This is a genomic window from Salipiger mangrovisoli, from assembly GCF_015223355.1.
GTDB lineage: Bacteria > Pseudomonadota > Alphaproteobacteria > Rhodobacterales > Rhodobacteraceae > Salipiger > Salipiger mangrovisoli.
Genome location: NZ_JADFFK010000001.1, coordinates 40,161 through 58,855, shown reverse-complemented (window position 1 = coordinate 58,855; position 18,695 = coordinate 40,161). Strand labels below are relative to the sequence as shown.

Annotated in this window: 17 protein-coding genes; 7 read left to right on the top strand and 10 right to left on the bottom strand. The window is 68.0% G+C overall.

Going from position 1 to position 18,695, the window contains the following annotated elements:
- Positions 1-6 precede the first annotated feature (6 nt).
- On the bottom strand, positions 7-714 hold the full coding sequence (locus tag IQ782_RS00290) for a 3-oxoacid CoA-transferase subunit A (protein WP_194132618.1): 708 nt from the start codon (positions 712-714) through the stop codon (positions 7-9).
- Positions 715-833: 119 nt separating this feature from the next.
- On the opposite strand from IQ782_RS00290, the gene IQ782_RS00285 reads away from it, so the two are divergent.
- Complete coding sequence (locus IQ782_RS00285) at positions 834-1,595, top strand: IclR family transcriptional regulator (protein WP_194132617.1); 762 nt, start codon at positions 834-836, stop codon at positions 1,593-1,595.
- Between the two features lie 159 nt (positions 1,596-1,754).
- Here IQ782_RS00285 and IQ782_RS00280 read toward each other — a convergent pair whose 3' ends face one another.
- From IQ782_RS00280 to rpiA, 6 genes are all read right to left on the bottom strand, one after another.
- On the bottom strand, positions 1,755-3,152 hold the full coding sequence (locus IQ782_RS00280) for a DegQ family serine endoprotease (RefSeq protein ID WP_240989041.1): 1,398 nt from the start codon (positions 3,150-3,152) through the stop codon (positions 1,755-1,757).
- Positions 3,153-3,450: 298 nt separating this feature from the next.
- Positions 3,451-3,651 (bottom strand): DUF2065 family protein, encoded by a 201-nt coding sequence (locus tag IQ782_RS00275; RefSeq protein ID WP_194132615.1) that lies wholly within the window; start codon positions 3,649-3,651, stop codon positions 3,451-3,453.
- Positions 3,648-4,586 carry a protease modulator HflC gene (gene hflC, locus IQ782_RS00270; RefSeq protein ID WP_194132614.1) on the bottom strand — a complete coding sequence of 313 codons (939 nt, stop codon included), beginning with the start codon at positions 4,584-4,586 and terminating at the stop codon, positions 3,648-3,650. The genes IQ782_RS00275 and hflC overlap by 4 nt, the downstream gene beginning before the upstream one ends.
- A gap of 1 nt (position 4,587) precedes the next feature.
- On the bottom strand, positions 4,588-5,733 hold the full coding sequence (hflK, locus tag IQ782_RS00265; RefSeq protein ID WP_194132613.1) for an FtsH protease activity modulator HflK: 1,146 nt from the start codon (positions 5,731-5,733) through the stop codon (positions 4,588-4,590).
- A gap of 64 nt (positions 5,734-5,797) precedes the next feature.
- Positions 5,798-7,255 carry an FAD-dependent oxidoreductase gene (locus IQ782_RS00260; protein ID WP_194132612.1) on the bottom strand — a complete coding sequence of 486 codons (1,458 nt, stop codon included), beginning with the start codon at positions 7,253-7,255 and terminating at the stop codon, positions 5,798-5,800.
- A 180-nt stretch (positions 7,256-7,435) separates the two neighbouring features.
- On the bottom strand, positions 7,436-8,206 hold the full coding sequence (gene rpiA / locus IQ782_RS00255) for a ribose-5-phosphate isomerase RpiA (protein ID WP_194132611.1): 771 nt from the start codon (positions 8,204-8,206) through the stop codon (positions 7,436-7,438).
- A gap of 183 nt (positions 8,207-8,389) precedes the next feature.
- Between rpiA and IQ782_RS00250 the strand changes: the two genes are divergently transcribed.
- Complete coding sequence (locus IQ782_RS00250; protein ID WP_194132610.1) at positions 8,390-9,763, top strand: L-serine ammonia-lyase; 1,374 nt, start codon at positions 8,390-8,392, stop codon at positions 9,761-9,763.
- Positions 9,764-9,775: 12 nt separating this feature from the next.
- Here the strand turns inward: IQ782_RS00250 and IQ782_RS00245 are convergent, their stop codons facing one another.
- The 3 genes from IQ782_RS00245 to IQ782_RS00235 all read right to left on the bottom strand — a co-directional run bounded on the left by IQ782_RS00245 (position 9,776) and on the right by IQ782_RS00235 (position 12,217).
- Positions 9,776-10,303: a GNAT family N-acetyltransferase gene (locus tag IQ782_RS00245; protein ID WP_194132609.1), complete on the bottom strand. Its 528-nt coding sequence runs from the start codon at positions 10,301-10,303 to the stop codon at positions 9,776-9,778.
- The gene (locus IQ782_RS00240) at positions 10,300-10,902 is read right to left on the bottom strand and encodes a helix-turn-helix domain-containing protein (RefSeq protein WP_194132608.1); all 603 of its coding nucleotides are present in this window, start codon (positions 10,900-10,902) and stop codon (positions 10,300-10,302) included. The genes IQ782_RS00245 and IQ782_RS00240 overlap by 4 nt, the downstream gene beginning before the upstream one ends.
- A 70-nt stretch (positions 10,903-10,972) precedes the next feature.
- Positions 10,973-12,217 carry a malonyl-CoA decarboxylase gene (locus IQ782_RS00235; RefSeq protein ID WP_194132607.1) on the bottom strand — a complete coding sequence of 415 codons (1,245 nt, stop codon included), beginning with the start codon at positions 12,215-12,217 and terminating at the stop codon, positions 10,973-10,975.
- A 382-nt stretch (positions 12,218-12,599) separates the two neighbouring features.
- Between IQ782_RS00235 and IQ782_RS00230 the strand changes: the two genes are divergently transcribed.
- From IQ782_RS00230 to IQ782_RS00210, 5 genes are all read left to right on the top strand, one after another.
- Positions 12,600-13,625 (top strand): BMP family protein, encoded by a 1,026-nt coding sequence (locus IQ782_RS00230; protein ID WP_194132606.1) that lies wholly within the window; start codon positions 12,600-12,602, stop codon positions 13,623-13,625.
- Between the two features lie 22 nt (positions 13,626-13,647).
- Complete coding sequence (locus tag IQ782_RS00225) at positions 13,648-15,186, top strand: ABC transporter ATP-binding protein (protein ID WP_194132605.1); 1,539 nt, start codon at positions 13,648-13,650, stop codon at positions 15,184-15,186.
- Between the two features lie 98 nt (positions 15,187-15,284).
- Positions 15,285-16,331: an ABC transporter permease gene (locus tag IQ782_RS00220; protein WP_194132604.1), complete on the top strand. Its 1,047-nt coding sequence runs from the start codon at positions 15,285-15,287 to the stop codon at positions 16,329-16,331.
- The gene (locus IQ782_RS00215; RefSeq protein ID WP_194132603.1) at positions 16,328-17,275 is read left to right on the top strand and encodes an ABC transporter permease; all 948 of its coding nucleotides are present in this window, start codon (positions 16,328-16,330) and stop codon (positions 17,273-17,275) included. The genes IQ782_RS00220 and IQ782_RS00215 overlap by 4 nt, the downstream gene beginning before the upstream one ends.
- A complete protein-coding gene (locus IQ782_RS00210) occupies positions 17,276-18,562 on the top strand; it encodes an amidohydrolase family protein (protein WP_194132602.1) in 1,287 nt (428 codons plus the stop codon). It abuts the gene before it with no gap.
- The last annotated feature ends 133 nt before the right edge of the window (positions 18,563-18,695 follow it).

Here is an 18,695-nt window from a genome sequence, read left to right as displayed (position 1 = left end):
TCTCGCTCATGGGTAGACGGCCTCCGCCCGGTTCAGCTCTTCTTCCTGCGCCGCGTTCGGCACTTCGACCACCTTCGACACGAAGATGCCCGGGGTGATGACGTGCTCGGGATCGATGCCGCCCAGCTCGACCACGCGGGTCGCCTGCACGATGGTATGGGTCGCGGCCATGGCCATCACCGGGTTGAAGTTGCGCGCCGCCATCCGGTAAGTCAGGTTGCCGTGCGGATCGGCGAGCTCGGCCTTGATCAGCGCGAAATCGGCCTTGAGCCAGCGCTCGCGGACGTAATGCTTGCCGTCGAACTCTTCCGTATGTTTCCCCTCCGCCAGCTCGGTGCCGTAGCTCGTCGCGGTGTAGAAGGCCGGGATGCCCGCGCCGCCCGCCCGGATGCGCTCGGCGAGCGTGCCCTGCGGCACCAGCTCGAGCTCGATCTCTCCGGCGAGATAGGCCTCGGTGAAGACCCGCGGGTCCGCCGAGCGCGGGAAGGAGCAGATCAGCTTGCGGACCCGCTTCTGCTCGATCAGCGCGGCAAGGCCGACATGGCCGTTGCCGGCGTTGTTGTTGACGACGGTCAGGTCCTTGGCGCCGTGGTCGATCAGCGCGTGGATCAGCTCGATCGGCGCGCCGGAGCCGCCGAAACCGCCGATCATCACGGTCGCGCCATCGGGAATGGCCGAGACGGCCTCCGCGGCGCTGGCGATGGTCTTGTCCATGAAATCCTCCTTCGGGCGCAAGTCGCCCTCGGCGCCTGAAATATGACCTGCGCGTATCGGGAGCCACGATTTTCGTGCGCATCTTGACATTTGTTCACATCCCGCGAGAGATCGTGCGCATGTTGAACAAACCGACCGATTTCATCGCCTCGCTGGCGAAGGGCCTTCAGGTGATCGAATGCTTCCGCGCCGAGACGCCGCGCCTGTCGATCGCGCAGGTGGCCGAGCGAACCGGGCTCGACCGCGCCACGGCGCGGCGCTGCCTGCTGACCCTGCACCGGCTGGGCTACGCCGATTACGACGGCAAGTTCTTCCAGCTCACCCCGCGCATCCTGCGGCTCGGCATGGGGGCGCTGGCGGCCCTGCCCCTGCCGCAGCTGGTGCAGCCCTGGCTCGACCAGCTGTCCGAGCAGATCGGCCAGTCGAGCAGCGTGTCGATCCTCGACGAGACCGAAATCGTCTACCTCGCCCGCGCCGCGCAGCGGAAGGTGATGAGCATCGGGCTCATGCCGGGATCGCGCCTGCCCGCGCATTGCACCTCGATGGGGCGGGTGCTGCTCGCCGCCCTGCCAGAACCGGAGATGCGCGCCCTGCTCGAACGGTCCGACCTTACCCCGCGCACCCCGCGCGCGCTGACCGACCCGGCCGAGATCGCCGCCCGCATCGCGCAGGTGCGCAGCCAGGGTTTCGCGATCATCGACCAGGAAGTCGAAATGGGGCTGCGCTCGATCGCCGTGCCGCTCTACAACGCCCACGGGCTGGTGGTTGCCGCGCTCAACACCGGGCTGCCCGCGACGCAGGCCGAACCCGAGGCGCTTGCGCAGGACTACCTTCCGGCGCTGCTGAAGGTGCAGGCGGGGCTAAGGCGGGTGCTGCCCTGAGATCCTTCATTGTTCCGCAAATACGCATGCCCCGCCTGGGGGCAGATGCAGCTTGCGTATTTGGGGAACAATGAAGCGGCAGGGCCGGTCACGCACGAAAAAGGGGCGAGGGTTTCCCCCGCCCCGATTTCATGAGTCGGTCCTGTAAAACCGGCAGGTTCAGTTGTCTTCGATGGTCAGAGCGACAAAGCGCGGGTCGCCGCCACGGCGCACCAGCATCAGGATGGACTTGCGGCCGGCATCCCGGGCTTCGCTGATCTTGTCCTCGAGATCGTTGAGGCTCAGCACCTCGGCCTGGCCGGCCTCGGTGATCACGTCGCCCTCGCGCAGCCCCTTTTCATAGGCCTCCGAGGCCGGATCGACATCGGTGACCGCCAGACCCTTGGCGCTTTCGGCCAGGCCCAGCTCGCTGCGCAGCTCGGCGGTAAGCGGCGAGAGCGTCAGCCCCATGATGTCCTTGGTCGCCGGAGCCTCGGGCGTGGACTGCTCCTGCGAGGCGGGGACGGCTTCGGAGGTTTCCTCGCGGCGGCCGAGCGTGACGAGCAGCGTCTCGGTGTTGCCGTTGCGGTTGACCACCACGCGAACGGCCTTGCCGACCTCGGTGTTGCCGACGATGCGCACGAGCTGGCGGGTGTCGGTGACCGGCTTGCCGTCGAAGGAGACGATCACGTCACCCGACTTCATGCCGGCATCCTTGGCCGGGCCGTCCGGCACGTCCGAGACCATCGCGCCATCGGTGCTGGCAAGGCCGGTGGCCTCGGCCATGTCCGGGGTGACGTCCTGGATGCGCACGCCGAGCCAGCCGCGGCGGGTTTCGCCGAACTGCTTGAGCTGGTCGACCACCTTGGTCACCACGTTCGAGGCCATCGAGAAGCCGATGCCGATCGAGCCGCCGTTGGGCGAGAGGATCGCGGTATTCACGCCGATCACGTCGCCGTTCATGTTGAACAGCGGGCCGCCCGAGTTGCCGCGGTTGATCGCGGCGTCGGTCTGGATGTAGTCGTCATAGGTGCCCGAGAGCGCACGATTGCGCGCCGAGACGATACCGGCCGAGACCGAGAAGCCCTGGCCCAGCGGGTTGCCCATGGCCATGACCCAATCGCCGACCTTGGAGTCGTCGGAGTTGCCGAACTTCACGAAGGACAGCGGCTCGTCGGCCTCGACCTTCAGCAGGGCGATGTCGGTGTTGGGGTCGGTACCGACCAGCGTCGCGTCCAGCTCCTTGCCGGAGAAGAACTCGATGGTGATCTCGTCGGCGCCTTCGATGACGTGGTTGTTGGTGACGATGTAGCCGTCTTCAGAGACCACGAAGCCCGAGCCGAGCGCCGAGGACCGGCGCGGACGGTCGCCCTCGGGGTCGCCGTTCGGGTTCTGGAACTCGCGGAAGAAATCCTCGAAGGGCGAGCCTTCGGGCACGATGCCCTGCGGCCCGGTGCGCCCGGCGACCATGGTCGAGGTGGTGATGTTCACCACCGAGGGGCTCACGCGCTCGGCGAGCGACGAGAAGCTGGACGGGGCGCTCTGCGCCTGCGCCATGACCGACTGCGAGACGATCATGAACGCCGAGATCGTGGCCAGCCAGAACAGCCGCACCGGGTTCGCCCCTTCCGTGACGGAAAGATTTTCTGGTTTCACAGGGAACTCCTTCTGTTCGGCGGCTGCGGCCCGGTCCCCCGCGCGGCAGCTCTGCCTCCTCATGAACAAGCGTAACATAGGAGCTTTTGAGGGCCACCAAAGAAAAGGTTTCAAGCTTTCAAGCGCATGTGACATGCCAGTGAAAATCCATCCATGCAAATTTGCAAGGCGGGCCGTAACCCGCACCCCGACGGGCTTCTCAGCGCTCGGGAATTTCGGTTCACCCACCAGAGGCGCGGGCAATCCACAGCAGCAGACAGCCTGTAACAATCGTCACGAGCCCCAGCGTGCGGCGGGTCTCCAGCGGCATCTGGCGCAGCGCCTCGAGCAGGCGTTCGACAAGCGAAGGGGCCAGTGCGTACACCAGCCCCTCGATCACGAGGACCAGAGCGATCCCCGTCAGTATGTCCGTTCCCGTCACTCGGTCGCGGCTCCGGCGGTGCCCGCGGGACCCGAGGCCGTGGCGGGCGGCACCGGGGTGCCGATCTCGCCCTGGGACTTGAAGTACTCGAAGAACTCGCCGTTCGGGGTCATGACCATCGAGGCATTGCCCGAGCCGAGCGATGTCTCATAGGCCTGGAGCGAGCGGTAGAAGGCAAAGAACTCCGGGTCGGCGCCATAGGCCTCGGCGAAGATGCCGTTGCGCTCGGCGTCGGCCTCACCGCGGATGATGTCGCCATCGCGGTTGGCTTCCGACTGGGTTTCCACCACGGTCCGGTCGGCCAGGGCACGCACGCGCTGCGCGGCCTCGTTGCCCCGGGCGATCTCGTCAGCCGCCTCGCGTTCGCGCTCGGCGCGCATCCGCGCGAAGGTCGCGTCGAGGTTCTGCGTCGGCAGGTTGGTCTGCTTGAGGCGCACGTCCACCACGTCGAGGCCGAGCGACAGCGCCTGCTGGCGGGACTGGTCGCGGATGCGGTTGGTGAGCCCGCGGCGATCCGTCGAGAGGATCACGTCAGAGGTCACCTGGTCGGCACCCAGCACTTCGCGGATCTGCGCGTTGAGGATGCCCGAGAGGCGATCCTCGGCGGTGCGCAGACCGCCCACGCCGACGGCCTGCCGGAAGCGGACCACGTCGGCGATGCGGTAGCGCGCGAAGGCGTCCACGACGAGGCGGCGGTCATCCGACGGCGTGACCTCGATGGTCTCGGTGTCGAGCGACAGGATGCGGTCGTCGTATTTCACCACTTCCTGGATGAGCGGGATCTTGAAGGCGAGGCCCGGCTCTTCCTTGACCGACTTGATCTGGCCGAACTGCATCACCAGCGCCTTTTCGCGCTCGTCCACGACGAAGATCGACGACAGGGCGATCACGGCCAGGACGACGACGACGGGCAGCACATAGGTCGATTTGCGCATGTCAGTTGCCTCCCTCGGTGGTGGTTCGGTTGCCCTGCAGCTGGTTCAGCGGCAGGTAGGGCACGACGCCGCCCTCGCCGGTCAGACCCTCGTCGAGGATGGTCTTGTCGACACTGCCCAGCACCTTCTCCATCGTCTCGAGGTAGAGACGGCGGCGGGTGACCTCGGGCGCCTTGGCGTATTCCTCTCGCACGGCCGAGAAGCGGCTGGCTTCACCCAGCGCCTCGTTGACCACGCGGGCGCGGTAGCCCTCGGCCTGCTCGCGGATCTGCGCGGCTTCACCACGGGCCTCTGCAACCACGCGGTTGGCATAGGCGTCGGCCTGACGCTCGAGCCGGTCGCGTTCCTGCTCGGCGGCCTGCACCTCGCGGAAGGCGTCGATCACCTCGCGGGGCGGGTCGGCGGTGTCGAGGTTGATCCGCACGATGTTGATACCGCTGTCATACTCGTCGAGCGTGGCCTGGATCTGCTCGCGCGCGGTGTCGGCAATGATGCCGCGGTCGCGGTTGAGGATCGGCGCAAGGTTGCTGGCGGCGATGATCTCGCGCATCACCGCTTCCGAGACCGCCTGAACGGTCAACTGCGGGTCGCGGATGTTGAACAGCAGCTTCGCCGGATCGTTGATGTTCCAGACCACCTGGAACTCGATGTCGACGATGTTCGCGTCGGTGGTCAGCATCAGGCTGTCCGCCGGGTCGCGGCCGTTGCCGATGGTTTCGGTCCGCTCGGAGGTCACGTTGACCACCTCATGCGTCACGAAGGGCCAGGGCGCGAAGTTCAGACCCGGATTGCCGGTCGAAGAGTACTTGCCGAGGAAAAGCTCCACCGACTGTTCCTCGGGACGCACGGTGTAGAAGCTCATCCATGCCCAGACGCCAACCGCTGCCAGCGCGGCAAGGGCCACGGTGCCGCGGTTGAACTTCGGCCCGCCCGAGCCGCCGCTGGTGCCGCCCGTGTTGCCACCGCTGCCACCGCGCCCGCCCATCAGCACGCGCAGCCGCTCCTGGCCCTTCTTCATCAGCTCGTCAATCTCGGGGATCTGCGGGTCCTCGGGGCGCTTGCCCCCGTTTCCGCCACCACCGCTGGGAGGTCTGCCACCCCCCTGATTGCCACCGCCGCCCCAGGGGCCGCCGCCGTGTCCTGCCATTAGGTTCCTTCCCTCTCACTCACTTATACGTGTCTCCCCCTACCTGTGCATTAACACCGCAGTTTCAAGCGGTGCGCACAGGGTTCCGCATGGTGACCATCTCTTCGGCCATGGTGGGGTGCACCGCCACGGTGCGATCGAAATCTTCCTTGGTCGCGCCCATCTTGACCGCGATGCCGGCAAGCTGGATCATCTCGCCCGCATTGGGTGCGACAATGTGGCAACCCAGCACCTTGCGCGTCGCCTTGGAGACGACGAGCTTCATCATCACACGGTCCGGCCGCCCGGCAAAGGCCGTCTGCATTGGCCGGAAGGAGGTCGCGTAGACCTCGATCGGCTCCTGCTCCGCGGCCTCTTCCTCGGACAGGCCGATGGTGCCGAACTCGGGCTGGGTGAAGACCGCCGAGGGGATCAGCTCGTGGTCGACCTTGGTGGGGTTGTCCTTGAACACCGTCTCGACGAAGGCCATGCCCTCGCGGATCGCCACGGGGGTCAGGTTCACCCGGTCGGTGACATCGCCAATGGCGTAGATCGACGGCACCGCGGTGGCGCTGTAGTCATCGACCACGATCTCGCCCTTGCGGCCGAGCTTCACGCCCGCCTCTTCCAGCCCCATGTCATCGGTATTCGGCGCGCGGCCGGTGGCGAAGAACACCTGATCGTAGACCTTCACGTCGCCATTGGTGCCCTTCACGAAGATCGGCCCCTCGCCCGGCGTGCCGCCGCTGTGATCGGCCAGCATCTCCTGCATCGAGGCGCCCATCGACACACCGGCGCTGGCCTTGCCCTCGAGGTCTTCGGCGGTGGCGCGGCGCATCTCGAGGATGTCGGTGCCGCAGTGAAGCCGCACGCCGTTCTCGATCATGCTCTCGGCGATGAGGCCGCGCGCCTGCTCGTCGAAGCCCCGCAGGATCTGCGCGCCGCGATAATATTGCGTCACCTCGACGCCAAGCCCGTTGAGGATGCAGGCGAACTCGCAGGCGATGTAGCCGCCGCCGACGATCAGAATAGACTTGGGCAGGGTCTCGAGGTGGAAAATGTCATCCGACACCAGCCCCAGATCGGCATTGGGGATCTCGGGGCGCACCGGGCGGCCGCCGGTGGCGATGAGGATGTGTTTCGCGGTGATCGTCTCGCCGGTCGAAAGCTCGACCGTATGCGCGTCCTTCACCTTGGCACGGGCGTCGTAGGAGGTGACACCGGAGTTCTTGAGCAGGTTCCGGTAGATGCCTTCGAGCCGGTCGAGTTCGGCATTCAGCCGCTGCTGGAAGCTGCCCCAATCGAAGCTGCCCGCTTCGATGCTCCAGCCGTAGCCCTTGGCGTCCTCGGCGACCGTGCTGTATTCCGAGGCGAAGACCATCAGCTTCTTGGGCACGCAGCCGCGGATCACGCAGGTGCCGCCGTAGCGGTCTTCCTCGGCGAGGGCGACCTTGGCCCCGGTCTCGCCCGCCGCCACGCGCGCCGCCCGGACACCGCCCGACCCGCCGCCGATGACAAAAAGATCATAGTCGAAATCGCTCATGGCTCGCCTCATAGTCTGTCGGGCGAGAGGTAGACCACAGGCCGCTACGGAAGGCCAGAGGCGGCTGGCCGGCGGCGTTCACCCGGCGGCCTTGATTCCGGGCGGTTTTTGCGGGCCGATCGCCGAACGAAAAAGGCCGCCCGGACGGGCGGCCCTCATGACTTGCCGTCGGCAGCGCCCTTACAGGCCGGCCGCCTCCGCAAGATCCACCTCGGTGACGCTCACCGCGCCGGTCGCGCCGTCGCGCAGCTCGGCCCGGCCGTCCTCGAAGCCGATCACAACCTTGTTGCAGATGCCGATGAAGAGCCCGTTCTCCACCACGCCGGGGATCTGGTTCAGCTCCAGCGACAGCGCCTTCACGTCGCCGATCCGCTTCAGGTGCAGATCGAGCACGTGGTTGCCCTCATCGGTGAGGAACGGCTCGCCCCCTGCCATGCGCAGCGAGGTCTCGCGACCGTCCACGTCCATCTTCGCCAGCAGGCGTTCGACCAGCGTCCGGGTCGAGGCACCGCCGAAACGGATCACTTCCAGCGGCAGCGGGAAGGCGCCCAGCGTCGCCACGTCCTTGGCGGCATCGGCGATGACGATCATCTGGTCCGAGGCCGCGGCCACGATCTTCTCCTGAAGATGCGCGCCGCCGCCACCCTTGATCAGGTTGAGCTTGGGGTCGAACTCGTCGGCGCCGTCGATGGTCAGGTCGAGCCAGCCCGCCTCGTCGAGGGTGATCACCTCGATGCCCACCTGTTTCGCCAGCTCGGCGGTGCGGGTCGAGGTCGGCACGGCGCGGATCTTCAGACCCTCGTCGCGGACCCGGCGGCCGAGGTATTTCACCAGCCATGCGGCGGTGGAGCCGGTGCCGAGACCCACACGCATCCCGTCCTCGACGAAATCGGCGGCGCGGCGGGAGGCCACGAATTTTGCAATATCGGTCGGCGAGAGCTCTGCGGTCATCGCTGCGATTCCTCTTTTTCCGGATGTCGCGGCGCTTATAGGATGATCGCCCGGCGCAGCGATAGGCCAAAATCGTCGTCTCCCGCAGCGTTTTCCTTCCGGGAAATGCCGCAATTATCCATGTGATCTCGCCGCGCGCCGGGCTAGGGTCCGGCGCAACCGCAGAGCAGAGTCGAGGTCGCCATGTTCCTTTCCGTGTTCGAGATGTTCAAAGTCGGCATCGGCCCCTCCTCGTCGCACACGATGGGGCCGATGGTGGCGGCTGCGCGCTTCCTCGACCGATTGCGCGCCGCGCCCTTCGCTGCCGCCGGGCTGCGCGGCTCGCTGCACGGCTCGCTCGCCTTCACCGGCGTCGGCCATGCCACCGATCGCGCCACGATCCTCGGCCTCGCCGGCTTCGAGCCACAAAGCTACGACGCCGAGGCAGCCGAGGCGGCGCTGGCCGAGATCGACGCCACCGGCATGGTCCGCCCCGAGGGCCTGGAACCTCTGAAGTTCGATCCGAAGACCGACCTGCGCTTCGACTATGACCGCACCCTGCCCGGCCATGCCAACGGCATGATCCTGATGGCCACCGACGCGCAGGGCGACGTGATCCTGCAGGAGACCTATTATTCCGTCGGCGGCGGCTTCGTGCTGACCGAGGACGAGCTGACCTCGGGCGAGGACAAGGACCACGGCCCCGCCGTGCCCTTCCCCTTCAAGAGCGCCGCCGAGATGCTCGAGATGGCCGCCACCTCGGGTCTCACGATCGCCGAGATGAAGCGCCGCAACGAACTTTCGCGCCGCCCCGCCGCCGAACTCGATGCCGGGTTGCTGCGCCTGTCGGAAGTGATGATGGGCTGCCTCGATCGCGGTCTTTCCGGTGCCGGCATCCTGCCCGGCGGGCTGAACGTGAAGCGCCGCGCCGGCAACATCTACGAGCAGCTGGTCGCCGAGCGTGGCCGCAACCTGACCGCGCCGCATGTGATCAACGACTGGATGAGCTGCTACGCCATGGCGGTGAACGAGGAGAACGCCGCCGGCGGACAGGTGGTCACCGCGCCGACCAACGGCGCGGCAGGCGTGCTGCCCGCCGTGCTGCGCTACTGGCTCGACTTCGTGCCCGGCGCCGTCCCCTCGCGCATTCCCGAGTTCCTGCTCACCGCCGCCGCCGTCGGCGGGCTGGTGAAGTACAACGCCTCGATCTCCGGCGCCGAGGCGGGCTGTCAGGCCGAGGTCGGCAGCGCCTCGGCGATGGCGGCCGCGGGGCTCTGCGCCGTGCTCGGCGGAACGCCCGCGCAGATCGAGAACGCCGCCGAGATCGCGCTCGAGCATCACCTCGGCATGACCTGCGACCCGGTGAAGGGCCTCGTGCAGGTGCCCTGCATCGAGCGCAACGGGCTTGGCGCGATCAAGGCGGTCTCCGCCGCCTCGCTGTCGATGCGCGGCGACGGCACCCATCTCGTCTCGCTCGACGCCTGCATCGAGACCATGCGCCAGACCGGCCGCGACATGGGGCACGAGTACAAGGAAACCTCGCTCGGCGGCCTCGCGGTCAACGTGCCGAACTGCTGAAGGGCGGGCGGATCAGGCTGCCCGCGTGCCCTGCCGGTACATGAAAAGCGTTGCGTCCCGCCGCGCCGCGCCCTCCGGCGCAAGCGCGTATCCGGGAATTTCTCCCGCCGGAAGGAAGCCGCAGGAGGCATAAAGCTGCTGCGCCGCGTCGCCGGTGCGGGTGTCGAGCGTGATCAGATCGCGCCCCAGCCCCCCGGCGCGCAGCAGCAGCGCCTCGACCAGCGCCCGCGCCAGCCCGCAGCGGCGGAACGCCGGGTGCACCAGCATCTTCGAGATCTCGGCCCGGTGGGTCTGGTTCGGCATCCCGGCCAGCGCCAGCGACACCGTGCCGACCATGCGCTCCCCCTCGAAGGCGCCGAAGAGGATCCGCCCGCCGCTCTCTATTTCGGGAATGAGACCCTGCCAGAAGGCCAGCGCCTCCTCTGCGGCAAAGGGCATCACGAAACCCACGCTCGCCCCGTCCGCGACGCAGGCGGTCAAGATATCCGCCAGATCCCGCAGGTGATCGCGGATCCCGGATGCGGGAATCTCGCGGATCATGGCGTCACCAGAACCAGCACGTAATGCGCCGGCTTCTTCTTGCTCTGCGCCGCGAAGCGCGTCGCGCCCTCCAGCCGGTAGCGCAGCGTGTCCCCGGACAGCAGCTCATAAGCGGTGCCCTCGACCTCGACCCGCAGCTTGCCCGAGAGCAGGTGCAGGTGATGCTCGAGCCCCGCCACCGGCGACGCCTCATAGGCGATCTCGGCGCCCGGCTGAAGCACGCAGTGCAGCATCTCTGCCGCCAGACCCGTGGCAGCGGGCGAGACCACCCGGCGGGTGAACCCCGTGACCTCATCGGTCCACTCCGGCTGTTCGGCGGCGGCCACATGCGCCGTGAAGCCCTCTTCGACCATCGCCATGAGCCGCGACATGCTCAGCCCGTAGGCCAGGCAAAGCCGCCCCAGAACCTCGGCGGTCGGGCTGGTCTCGGCCTTTTCGAAGCGCGACAGCGCGGCGCGCGAGATGCCGCTGCGCTCGGCGAGCTGGTCGAGCGTCAGCCCCGCCTCGGCGCGCAGGCTGGCAAGGCGCCGCGCCAGCCGGGCCGACAGGCCGGTGCTGTCTGAAGATGCCTCGAGAGGCGCGGCGGAAGGATCGTACATGATCAACCTCGGCAGAGAATCCCTACTTCGAGAAATATTCCCGAATTCGGGCAGAACGGCAAGCCCTGCCTCACGCCTGCGCCTTCTCCCGCCCCGCCGACAGGGCCTTCACCGCCGAAGACGCAATCACCTCGCCGCTGATCGCGAAACGGTCGTGGTACTGCTCGACCTTCGCGAGATCGTAGAGGTAGTTGACCATCGCGCCTGCCGACTGGCGCTGGCCATTCTCCGAGGTATCCGCCCCGGCGTGGACCGCGTGCACCATGGCGCCATTGCCGAGGTGGAATCGCGCCACCGGGTCTCGCGGCTGGCCGTCGCCGCGCTTGGCGGTCAGCAGGTAATGCGCCGCGAGCTGGTTCATCCGCTTGGCATCGTCCGGATCGATGCTCACCCCCTGCTCTTCCAGCCAGCGCACCAGCCCCGGAATCGGCGAGAGGGTGACAAAGGTTTTCAGCCCCGGCAGCGCGCTCGCGAGATCCGAGGCCACCTGCTTGATCAGCGAATTGCCAAAGGAGATTCCCGCCAGCCCCGGCTGGCAGTTCGAGATCGAGTAGAAGACCGCGGTATCGGCGCTGGCCTCGTCCAGCGGCGCGCGCTGCTCTTCCAGAAGCCCCTGGATCGACCCCGGAATGCCGCGGGTCAGCGCCACCTCGACGAAGATCAGCGGCTCGTCGGGCATCGCCGGGTGGAAGAAGGCGAAGCAGCGCCGGTCGGGCGGTGCGAGACGCCGGCGCAGGTCGTCCCAGCTTTGGATCGCATGCACCGCCTCATAGGCGATGATCTTCTCCAGCACATGCGCCGGGCTTTCCCAGCTGATCGGCCGCAGCACCAGGAAACCGCGGTTGAACCAGCTCTTGAAAAGGTGCCGGAAGTCCTCGTCCAGCGCCTCCAGCTCGGGCTCGCCGCGTCCCAGCCGCAGCAGGTCGGCGCGCATCCGCACAAGCCGCTCGGTCGCGCCGGGCACCATGTTGAGCCGCCGCAGAAGCTCGGCGCGCGGCGGCTCGGCGGCGGCCATGAAGGCGCGGTAGCTCCGCCCCGAGGGTTCGGCCTCATAAGCCCCCAACGCTGCCCGCACCGCCTCTGCATCGACGTTGAGCGCGGCGAGCCCGCGAAAGGCCTCGAACTTCTCGGCCGCCGTCATGCCGTCGTAGCGCTGCATCACATGGCGCGCGAGCACCGCCGCAACGGTCTCGCTGCGCGCCTCCAGCAGTTCTTTCACCAGTTCCGGCAGCGCACGCGGATCGCGGCGCAGGCGCGGCGCGGCATCGGCGCGGCGATCGAAAATCGTGCTCAGTAGATCGGCAAAGAGACTCATGCGCCCTCCTATGCGGCTCCCTTTCGGACCCCGCGCAGCCTCCCCCCAACCAAGGGTTGCGCAGCCGCAAGCCCCCTGGCAAGCCTGTTCGCGCCAACGCCCCAGCACCGCGCGGCATTCCCCCTTCTTCTAGGCGTGAATATCTCTGGAGACCGCGCAGCGGGCGGGCCGCCGGGGGCGACGCAGACCCTTGCCCTGACACGGCTCCAGACCGCCGCCCCGCGGAACATGCCCATCGCCTGGGCACCTGGCCCTTCGGTGCCTGCCTTATGGGCAAAAATCGCTCGGCCAGCGGCAAGGGCAATTGCCTCGAATCGCCGCAATCCTTACCGCTTGGTAAAAAATTCACAGAAAACCAACAGGGATGGAAAAGGACAGACGGATGGCACGCAACACACAGGCCGGGATGCTGACCCGGCGCGGACTGCTGAAGAGCACCGGCGGACTTGCCGCGCTGGCCAGCACCGGGCTCGCCGGCAAGCTGATGGCGCAGGGCCCGATCAGCGTGGCGGGCATCTACACGGTGCCGGTCGAGCAGCAATGGGTCAGCCGCATCCACGTCGCCGCCGAGGCCGCCAAGGCCGCGGGGCTGATCAGCTACACCTACTCCGAGAACACCGCCAACACCGACTATCCCCGCGTCATGCGGGAATACGCGGAAAGCGGCGCGCAGCTCATCGTCGGCGAGATCTTCGGCGTCGAGCAAGAGGCCCGCGAGGTGGTGCTCGACTACCCCGAGACCGCCTTCCTCATGGGCTCGAGCTTCATGCCCGACGAGGCCTATCCGAACCTCGGCGTTTTCGACAACTACATCCAGGACGCCTCGTATCTTTCGGGCATCATCGCCGGCGCGATGAGCGAGACCGGCAACATCGGCATGGTCGGCGGCTTCCCGATCCCCGAGGTGAACCGGCTCATGCATGCCTTCATGGCCGGCGTGCGCGAGGTGAAGCCCGAGGCCACCTTCCAGGTCAGCTTCATCGGTTCCTGGTTCGACCCGCCCAAGGCCAAGGAAACCGCCTTCGCGATGATCGAGAACGGCGCCGACCTGCTTTACGCCGAGCGCTTCGGCGTCTCGGACGCGGCGCAGGAAAAGGGCGTGCTGGCGATCGGCAACGTCATCGACACGCAGGCCGACTACCCCGAGACCGTGGTCGCCTCGGCGCTCTGGGACTTCGGCCCGACGCTCGCGGCAGCGCTGGAAAAGGTCGGCGACGGCAGCTTCTCGGCCGAGAACTACGGCACCTACAGCTTCATGAAGGAAGGCGGCTGCGCGCTCGCCCCGCTCGGCACCTTCGAGGGCAAGGTCCCGCAAGAGGCACTCGAGCTGGTGGCAGCGAAGGAAGCGGCGATCAAGGACGGCTCCTTCACCGTCGAGATCAACGACGAAGAGCCCAAGTCCTCGTGAGGACTCGGGTGAGGAACCGGCAATGACCGAGACCAAGGAGGCGCAGGACGTGGTCCTGCGCCTTTCCGGCATCACCAAGCGCTTCGGCGTGCTCGTGGCGAATGACGCCATCAGCTTCTCGCTGGCGCGCGGCGAGGTCGTGGCGCTCTTGGGCGAGAACGGCGCCGGCAAGACCACGCTGATGAACATCCTCTTCGGCCATTACACCGCCGACGAAGGCACGGTCGAGGTCTTCGGCCAGCCCTTGCCCGCCGGTCTTCCCGGCGCGGCGCTGGCGGCGGGCGTCGGCATGGTGCACCAGCATTTCACGCTGGCAGGCAACATGACCGTGCTCGAGAATATCCTGCTCGGCACCGAGCCGCTCTGGGGTGTCGGCCGCGGCCGCGCGGCGGCGCGACGGCGGGTGCTGGCGCTCTCGCGCGATTTCGGCCTCGCGGTGCACCCGGACGCCCGTGTCGCGACGCTCTCGGTGGGCGAGCGGCAGCGGGTCGAGATCCTGAAAGCGCTCTACCGCGAGGCCCGCATCCTGATCCTCGACGAGCCCACCGCCGTACTCACCCCACAGGAAAGCGCCGCGCTCTTCGACACGCTGCGCCGCGCGGTGGCGCAGGGGCTGTCGGTGATCTTCATCAGCCACAAGCTGCACGAGGTCATGGCGGTCTCCTCCCGCGTTCTGGTGCTGCGTCATGGCAGGCTGGTCGGCGAGGTGGCCACCGCCGAAACCGACCGCCCCCAACTCGCCGAGCTGATGGTCGGCACCGAGATCACGCCCCCCGCCCCCACCGAGGCCCGCCCCGGCGCCACTTTGCTGAAGCTGAAGACCGTCTCCACCCCGGCCCGCGGCAACCGCACCGGGCTGCGCGGCGTCGACCTTGAACTGAGGGCCGGGCAGATTCTGGGCCTCGCCGGGGTCTCCGGCAACGGTCAGGGCGCGCTCGCCGACCTCATCTCGGGCCTCGAGACGCCCAGCGCGGGCAGCATGGAACTGGCCGGGACCGAGATCAGCCATTGGTCCCCGCGCGCGGCGCTGGCCGCCCGCATCGGGCGCATCCCCGAGGACCGCCACAGGACCGGCACCATCGCCGATTTCACCCTGACCGAGAACGCCGTGCTCGAGCGCTACGCCGAGCCGCCCGTTGCGCGCCGGGGCTGGATCGACTGGTCCGCCGCCCGCCGCGCCGCCGAGCAGGTCATAAAGGCCTACGACGTCCGCTGCCCCGGCCCCGAGACCCGCATCCGCCTGCTCTCGGGCGGCAACATGCAAAAGCTGATCCTCGGCCGGGTGCTCGAGGCGCAACCGATGATCATCCTCGCCAACCAGCCGGTCCGCGGCCTCGACATCGGCGCGGTCACCTATGTGCAGGAGCGCCTCATCGCCGCCCGCGACGCCGGTGCCGCGGTGCTGCTGATCTCCGAGGATCTCGACGAGGTGCTGACGCTCTCGGACGTGGTGCGGGTGATCTGCGAGGGCCGGCTCTCGCCGGAATTCCCGCGCGGCAGCAAGACCCCCGCCGAGCTGGGCCAGTGGATGGCCGGCCAGGGGGTGCCTGATGCCGCCTGACAAGACCCGCCGCCCCTCTTCTCTTTCCAAATACGCATATCCCGCGCCCTCCGCCCGCACCGCCGCCGGGGCAAGGGCACGGCCCGCCAGAGCACCCCATGCGCCTTGATCCCATCACCTCCCCCTCGCCCGCCCGCAGATTGGGCCTGCCGGCACTGGCGCTCGGCGCCACGGTGCTCGTCGCCATGGGCCTCGCGCTCGTCGCCGGGGCCGAGCCGCTCGCCACGCTGGGCCTCATCGTGAAAGGCGCCGCGGGCACGAAATTCGCGCTGCTGGAAACCCTCAACCGCGCCACGCCGCTGATTTTCACCGGGCTCGCCGTCTCGGTGGCCTTTCGCGCCCGGCTCTGGAACATCGGCGCCGAGGCGCAGCTCTACGCGGGGGCGCTGGTCACCGTGGTGATCGGCACGCAGCTCGGCCTGCCGGGGCCCCTAGCGCTGCCGCTGATGGCGCTCGGTGCGGTGCTTGCGGGCGCGCTGGTGCTGCTCGGGCCGGTGCTGCTGAAGACCCGCCTCGGCGTCGACGAGGTCGTCACGACGCTGCTCCTCAACTTCATCATGGCGCTGTTCATCTCCTACCTGCTCGAGGGGCCGCTGAAGGACCCGATGGGCATGGGCTGGCCCAAGTCGCCCGCCCTGCCCAAGGATGCGCGCCTGCCGCGGATCATCGAGGGGCTGCGGCTGCACTGGGGCTTCGCGCTGGCGCTGCTCTCGGCGCTAGGCGTCTGGGTCCTGCAGACCCGCACAACGCTCGGCTACGAGATCCGCGCCACTGGCCTCAACGCCGAGGCCGCGCGCTTCGCGGGCATCCCGGTGGGCCGGGTGCTAATCAAGACCGCGCTCATCTCCGGCGGGCTCGCGGCGCTGGCGGGCTTCTCCGAGGTCGCGGGGCTGAAGGGCAACCTCACCGCCGATCTCTCTCCGGGCTTCGGCTACACCGGCATCGTCGTCGCCATGCTGGCCCTCTTGCATCCGCTGGGGGTCGTCGTCTCGGCGCTCTTCGTGGCAGGCATCTTCGTCGGTGCCGACAGCATGTCGCGCGCCGCGGGGGTGCCGACCTATATCGCTGACATCCTGCTCGCCACGGCGCTCCTGTTCATGGTGCTGGCGATCCTGCTCACGAAAGTCCGGGTGGTGCGCGGATGACCGAGATCGTCGACATTCTCATCTCCGCCAGCTTCTGGGCCGCGGTGCTGCGCATCGCCTCGCCATTGATCTTCGCCACCCTCGGAGAGCTGATCTGCGAGCGCGCGGGCGTGCTCAATCTCGGCATCGAGGGGATCATGGTCTTCGGCGCCTTCGCCGGCTGGATGGCGGTCTACGCGGGGCTGGGGCTCTGGCCCGGCGTGCTGGTCGCGCTGCTGGCGGGCATGGCCTTTGGCGCGCTGCACGCGCTGCTCACCGTGCCCTTCGGCCTGTCGCAGCATGTGGTCGGCCTCGGTATCACCATGCTGGCCACATCGTCGGCCTATTACGCCTACCGCCTCGCCCTGCCCGAGGTCACCAGCCCGCCGCGCATCGACCCTTTCCAGCCGCTGCACATCCCGGTGCTCTCGGACCTCCCCTGGCTTGGGCAGGCGCTCTTCTCGCAGACCGCGCTGACATGGGCTGCCTTCGCCTGCGCCGCGCTGGTGGCGTTGGTGCTCTACCGCACGCCGCTGGGGCTGGCAGTGCGCGCCGCCGGGGAGAACCCGCAGGCGGTCGAGGCGCAGGGGCTCTCGGTCGCCGCGATCCGCATGGGGGCCGTCATCGTCGGCTCGGGGCTGATGGCCGTGGGCGGCGCGTTCCTCACCATGTCGGCCTTCTCGTCCTTCTTCTTCGAGATGGTCAACGGCCGCGGCTGGATCTGTATCGCGCTGGTGGTCTTCGGCGCGTGGAGGCCCGGCAAGGCGCTGCTCGGTGCGCTTCTGTTCGCGGGCTTCGACGCGCTGCAGATCCGCCTGCAGCAGACGCCCATGGGTCAGCTCGTGCCGTATCAGGTCTTCCTGATGATCCCCTGCGTGTTGTCGATCCTCGCCCTTATCCTCATGTCGCGCCGGGCCGAGGTGCCCGCGGCGCTGATGACCCCCTTCAACCGCGGAGAGCGCTGAATGGCCACTTTCGACATCCTCGTCACCGGCGGCACCCTGCCGGACGGGACCATCACCGACATCGGCATCACCGGCGAGCGCATCACCGCCATCGGCAACCTGACGGGCTCCGAGGCGGGCGAGACCATCGACGCCGCGGGCGACCTCGTCGCCCCGCCCTTCGTCGATCCGCATTTCCACATGGACGCGACGCTCAGCTACGGCACGCCGCGGATCAACGCGAGCGGCACGCTGCTCGAGGGCATCGACCTCTGGGGCGAGCTGCGTGAAGAGGCGACGGTCGACGAGATGGTCGCACGGGCGCTGGAGTATTGCGACTGGGCGGTCTCGCTGGGCCTTCTGGCGATCCGCAGCCATGTCGACACCACGCCCGACCACCTCAACACCGTCACCGCCATGCTGGAAGTGCAGGAGCGGGTGAAGCCCTACCTCGACCTGCAGCTCGTCGCCTTCCCGCAGGACGGCTTCCTGCGCACGCCCACGGGGCGCGAGAACCTGATCCGCGCGCTCGACATGGGCGTCGGCGTGGTCGGCGGCATTCCGCATTTCGAGCGCACCATGGCGGATGGCGCGACCGCGCTGAAGGAGCTCTGCGAGATCGCCGCCGAGCGCGGCCTGCTGGTCGACATCCATTGCGACGAGACGGATGACCCGCTGTCGCGCCACATTGAGGCCCTCGCCTTCGAGACCCAGCGGCTCGGCTTGCAGGGCCGCGTCGCGGGCAGCCACCTGACCTCCATGCATTCCATGGACAACTATTACGTGTCCAAGCTTCTGCCCCTGATCGCGGAGGCCGAAATCTCAGCCATCCCCAACCCGCTGATCAACATCACCCTGCAGGGACGGCACGACAGCTACCCCAAGCGCCGGGGCCTCACCCGCGTGAAGGAGATGCAGGCCATGGGCATCCGCGTCGGCTGGGGGCAGGACTGCGTGCGCGACCCGTGGTATTCGCTGGGCACCGGAGACATGCTCGACGTGGCCTTCATGGGGCTGCACGTGGCGCAGATGACCTCGCCGCAGGAGATGGCGCGCTGCTTCACCATGGTGACCGAGGAGAACGCGAAGATCCTCCACCTTCAGGATTACGGGCTGGCGGTCGGCAACATGGCCTCGCTGGTGGTGCTCGACGCGGGCGACCCGATCGAGGCGCTGCGGTTGCGGCCCGACCGGCTCTGCGTGATCTCCAAGGGCAAGGTGGTCTCAAGGCAGGCGCGCAACGACGCGAGGCTCGCCCTGCCCGGCCGCCCCGAAAGCGTGCGGCGGCGGCACAAGGTGCCATCCTGAGCACACAAGAGACCCGACCCGTTGTCCCTGCGGGGACGGCGGCTTTCGTGCTCGAAAAGGCTGCGCCGGAAACGCGAAAAAGGCCCGCGAAAGTCGCGCGCCCCTGGCGATCTGGTTCATGCTGTGATGGGAG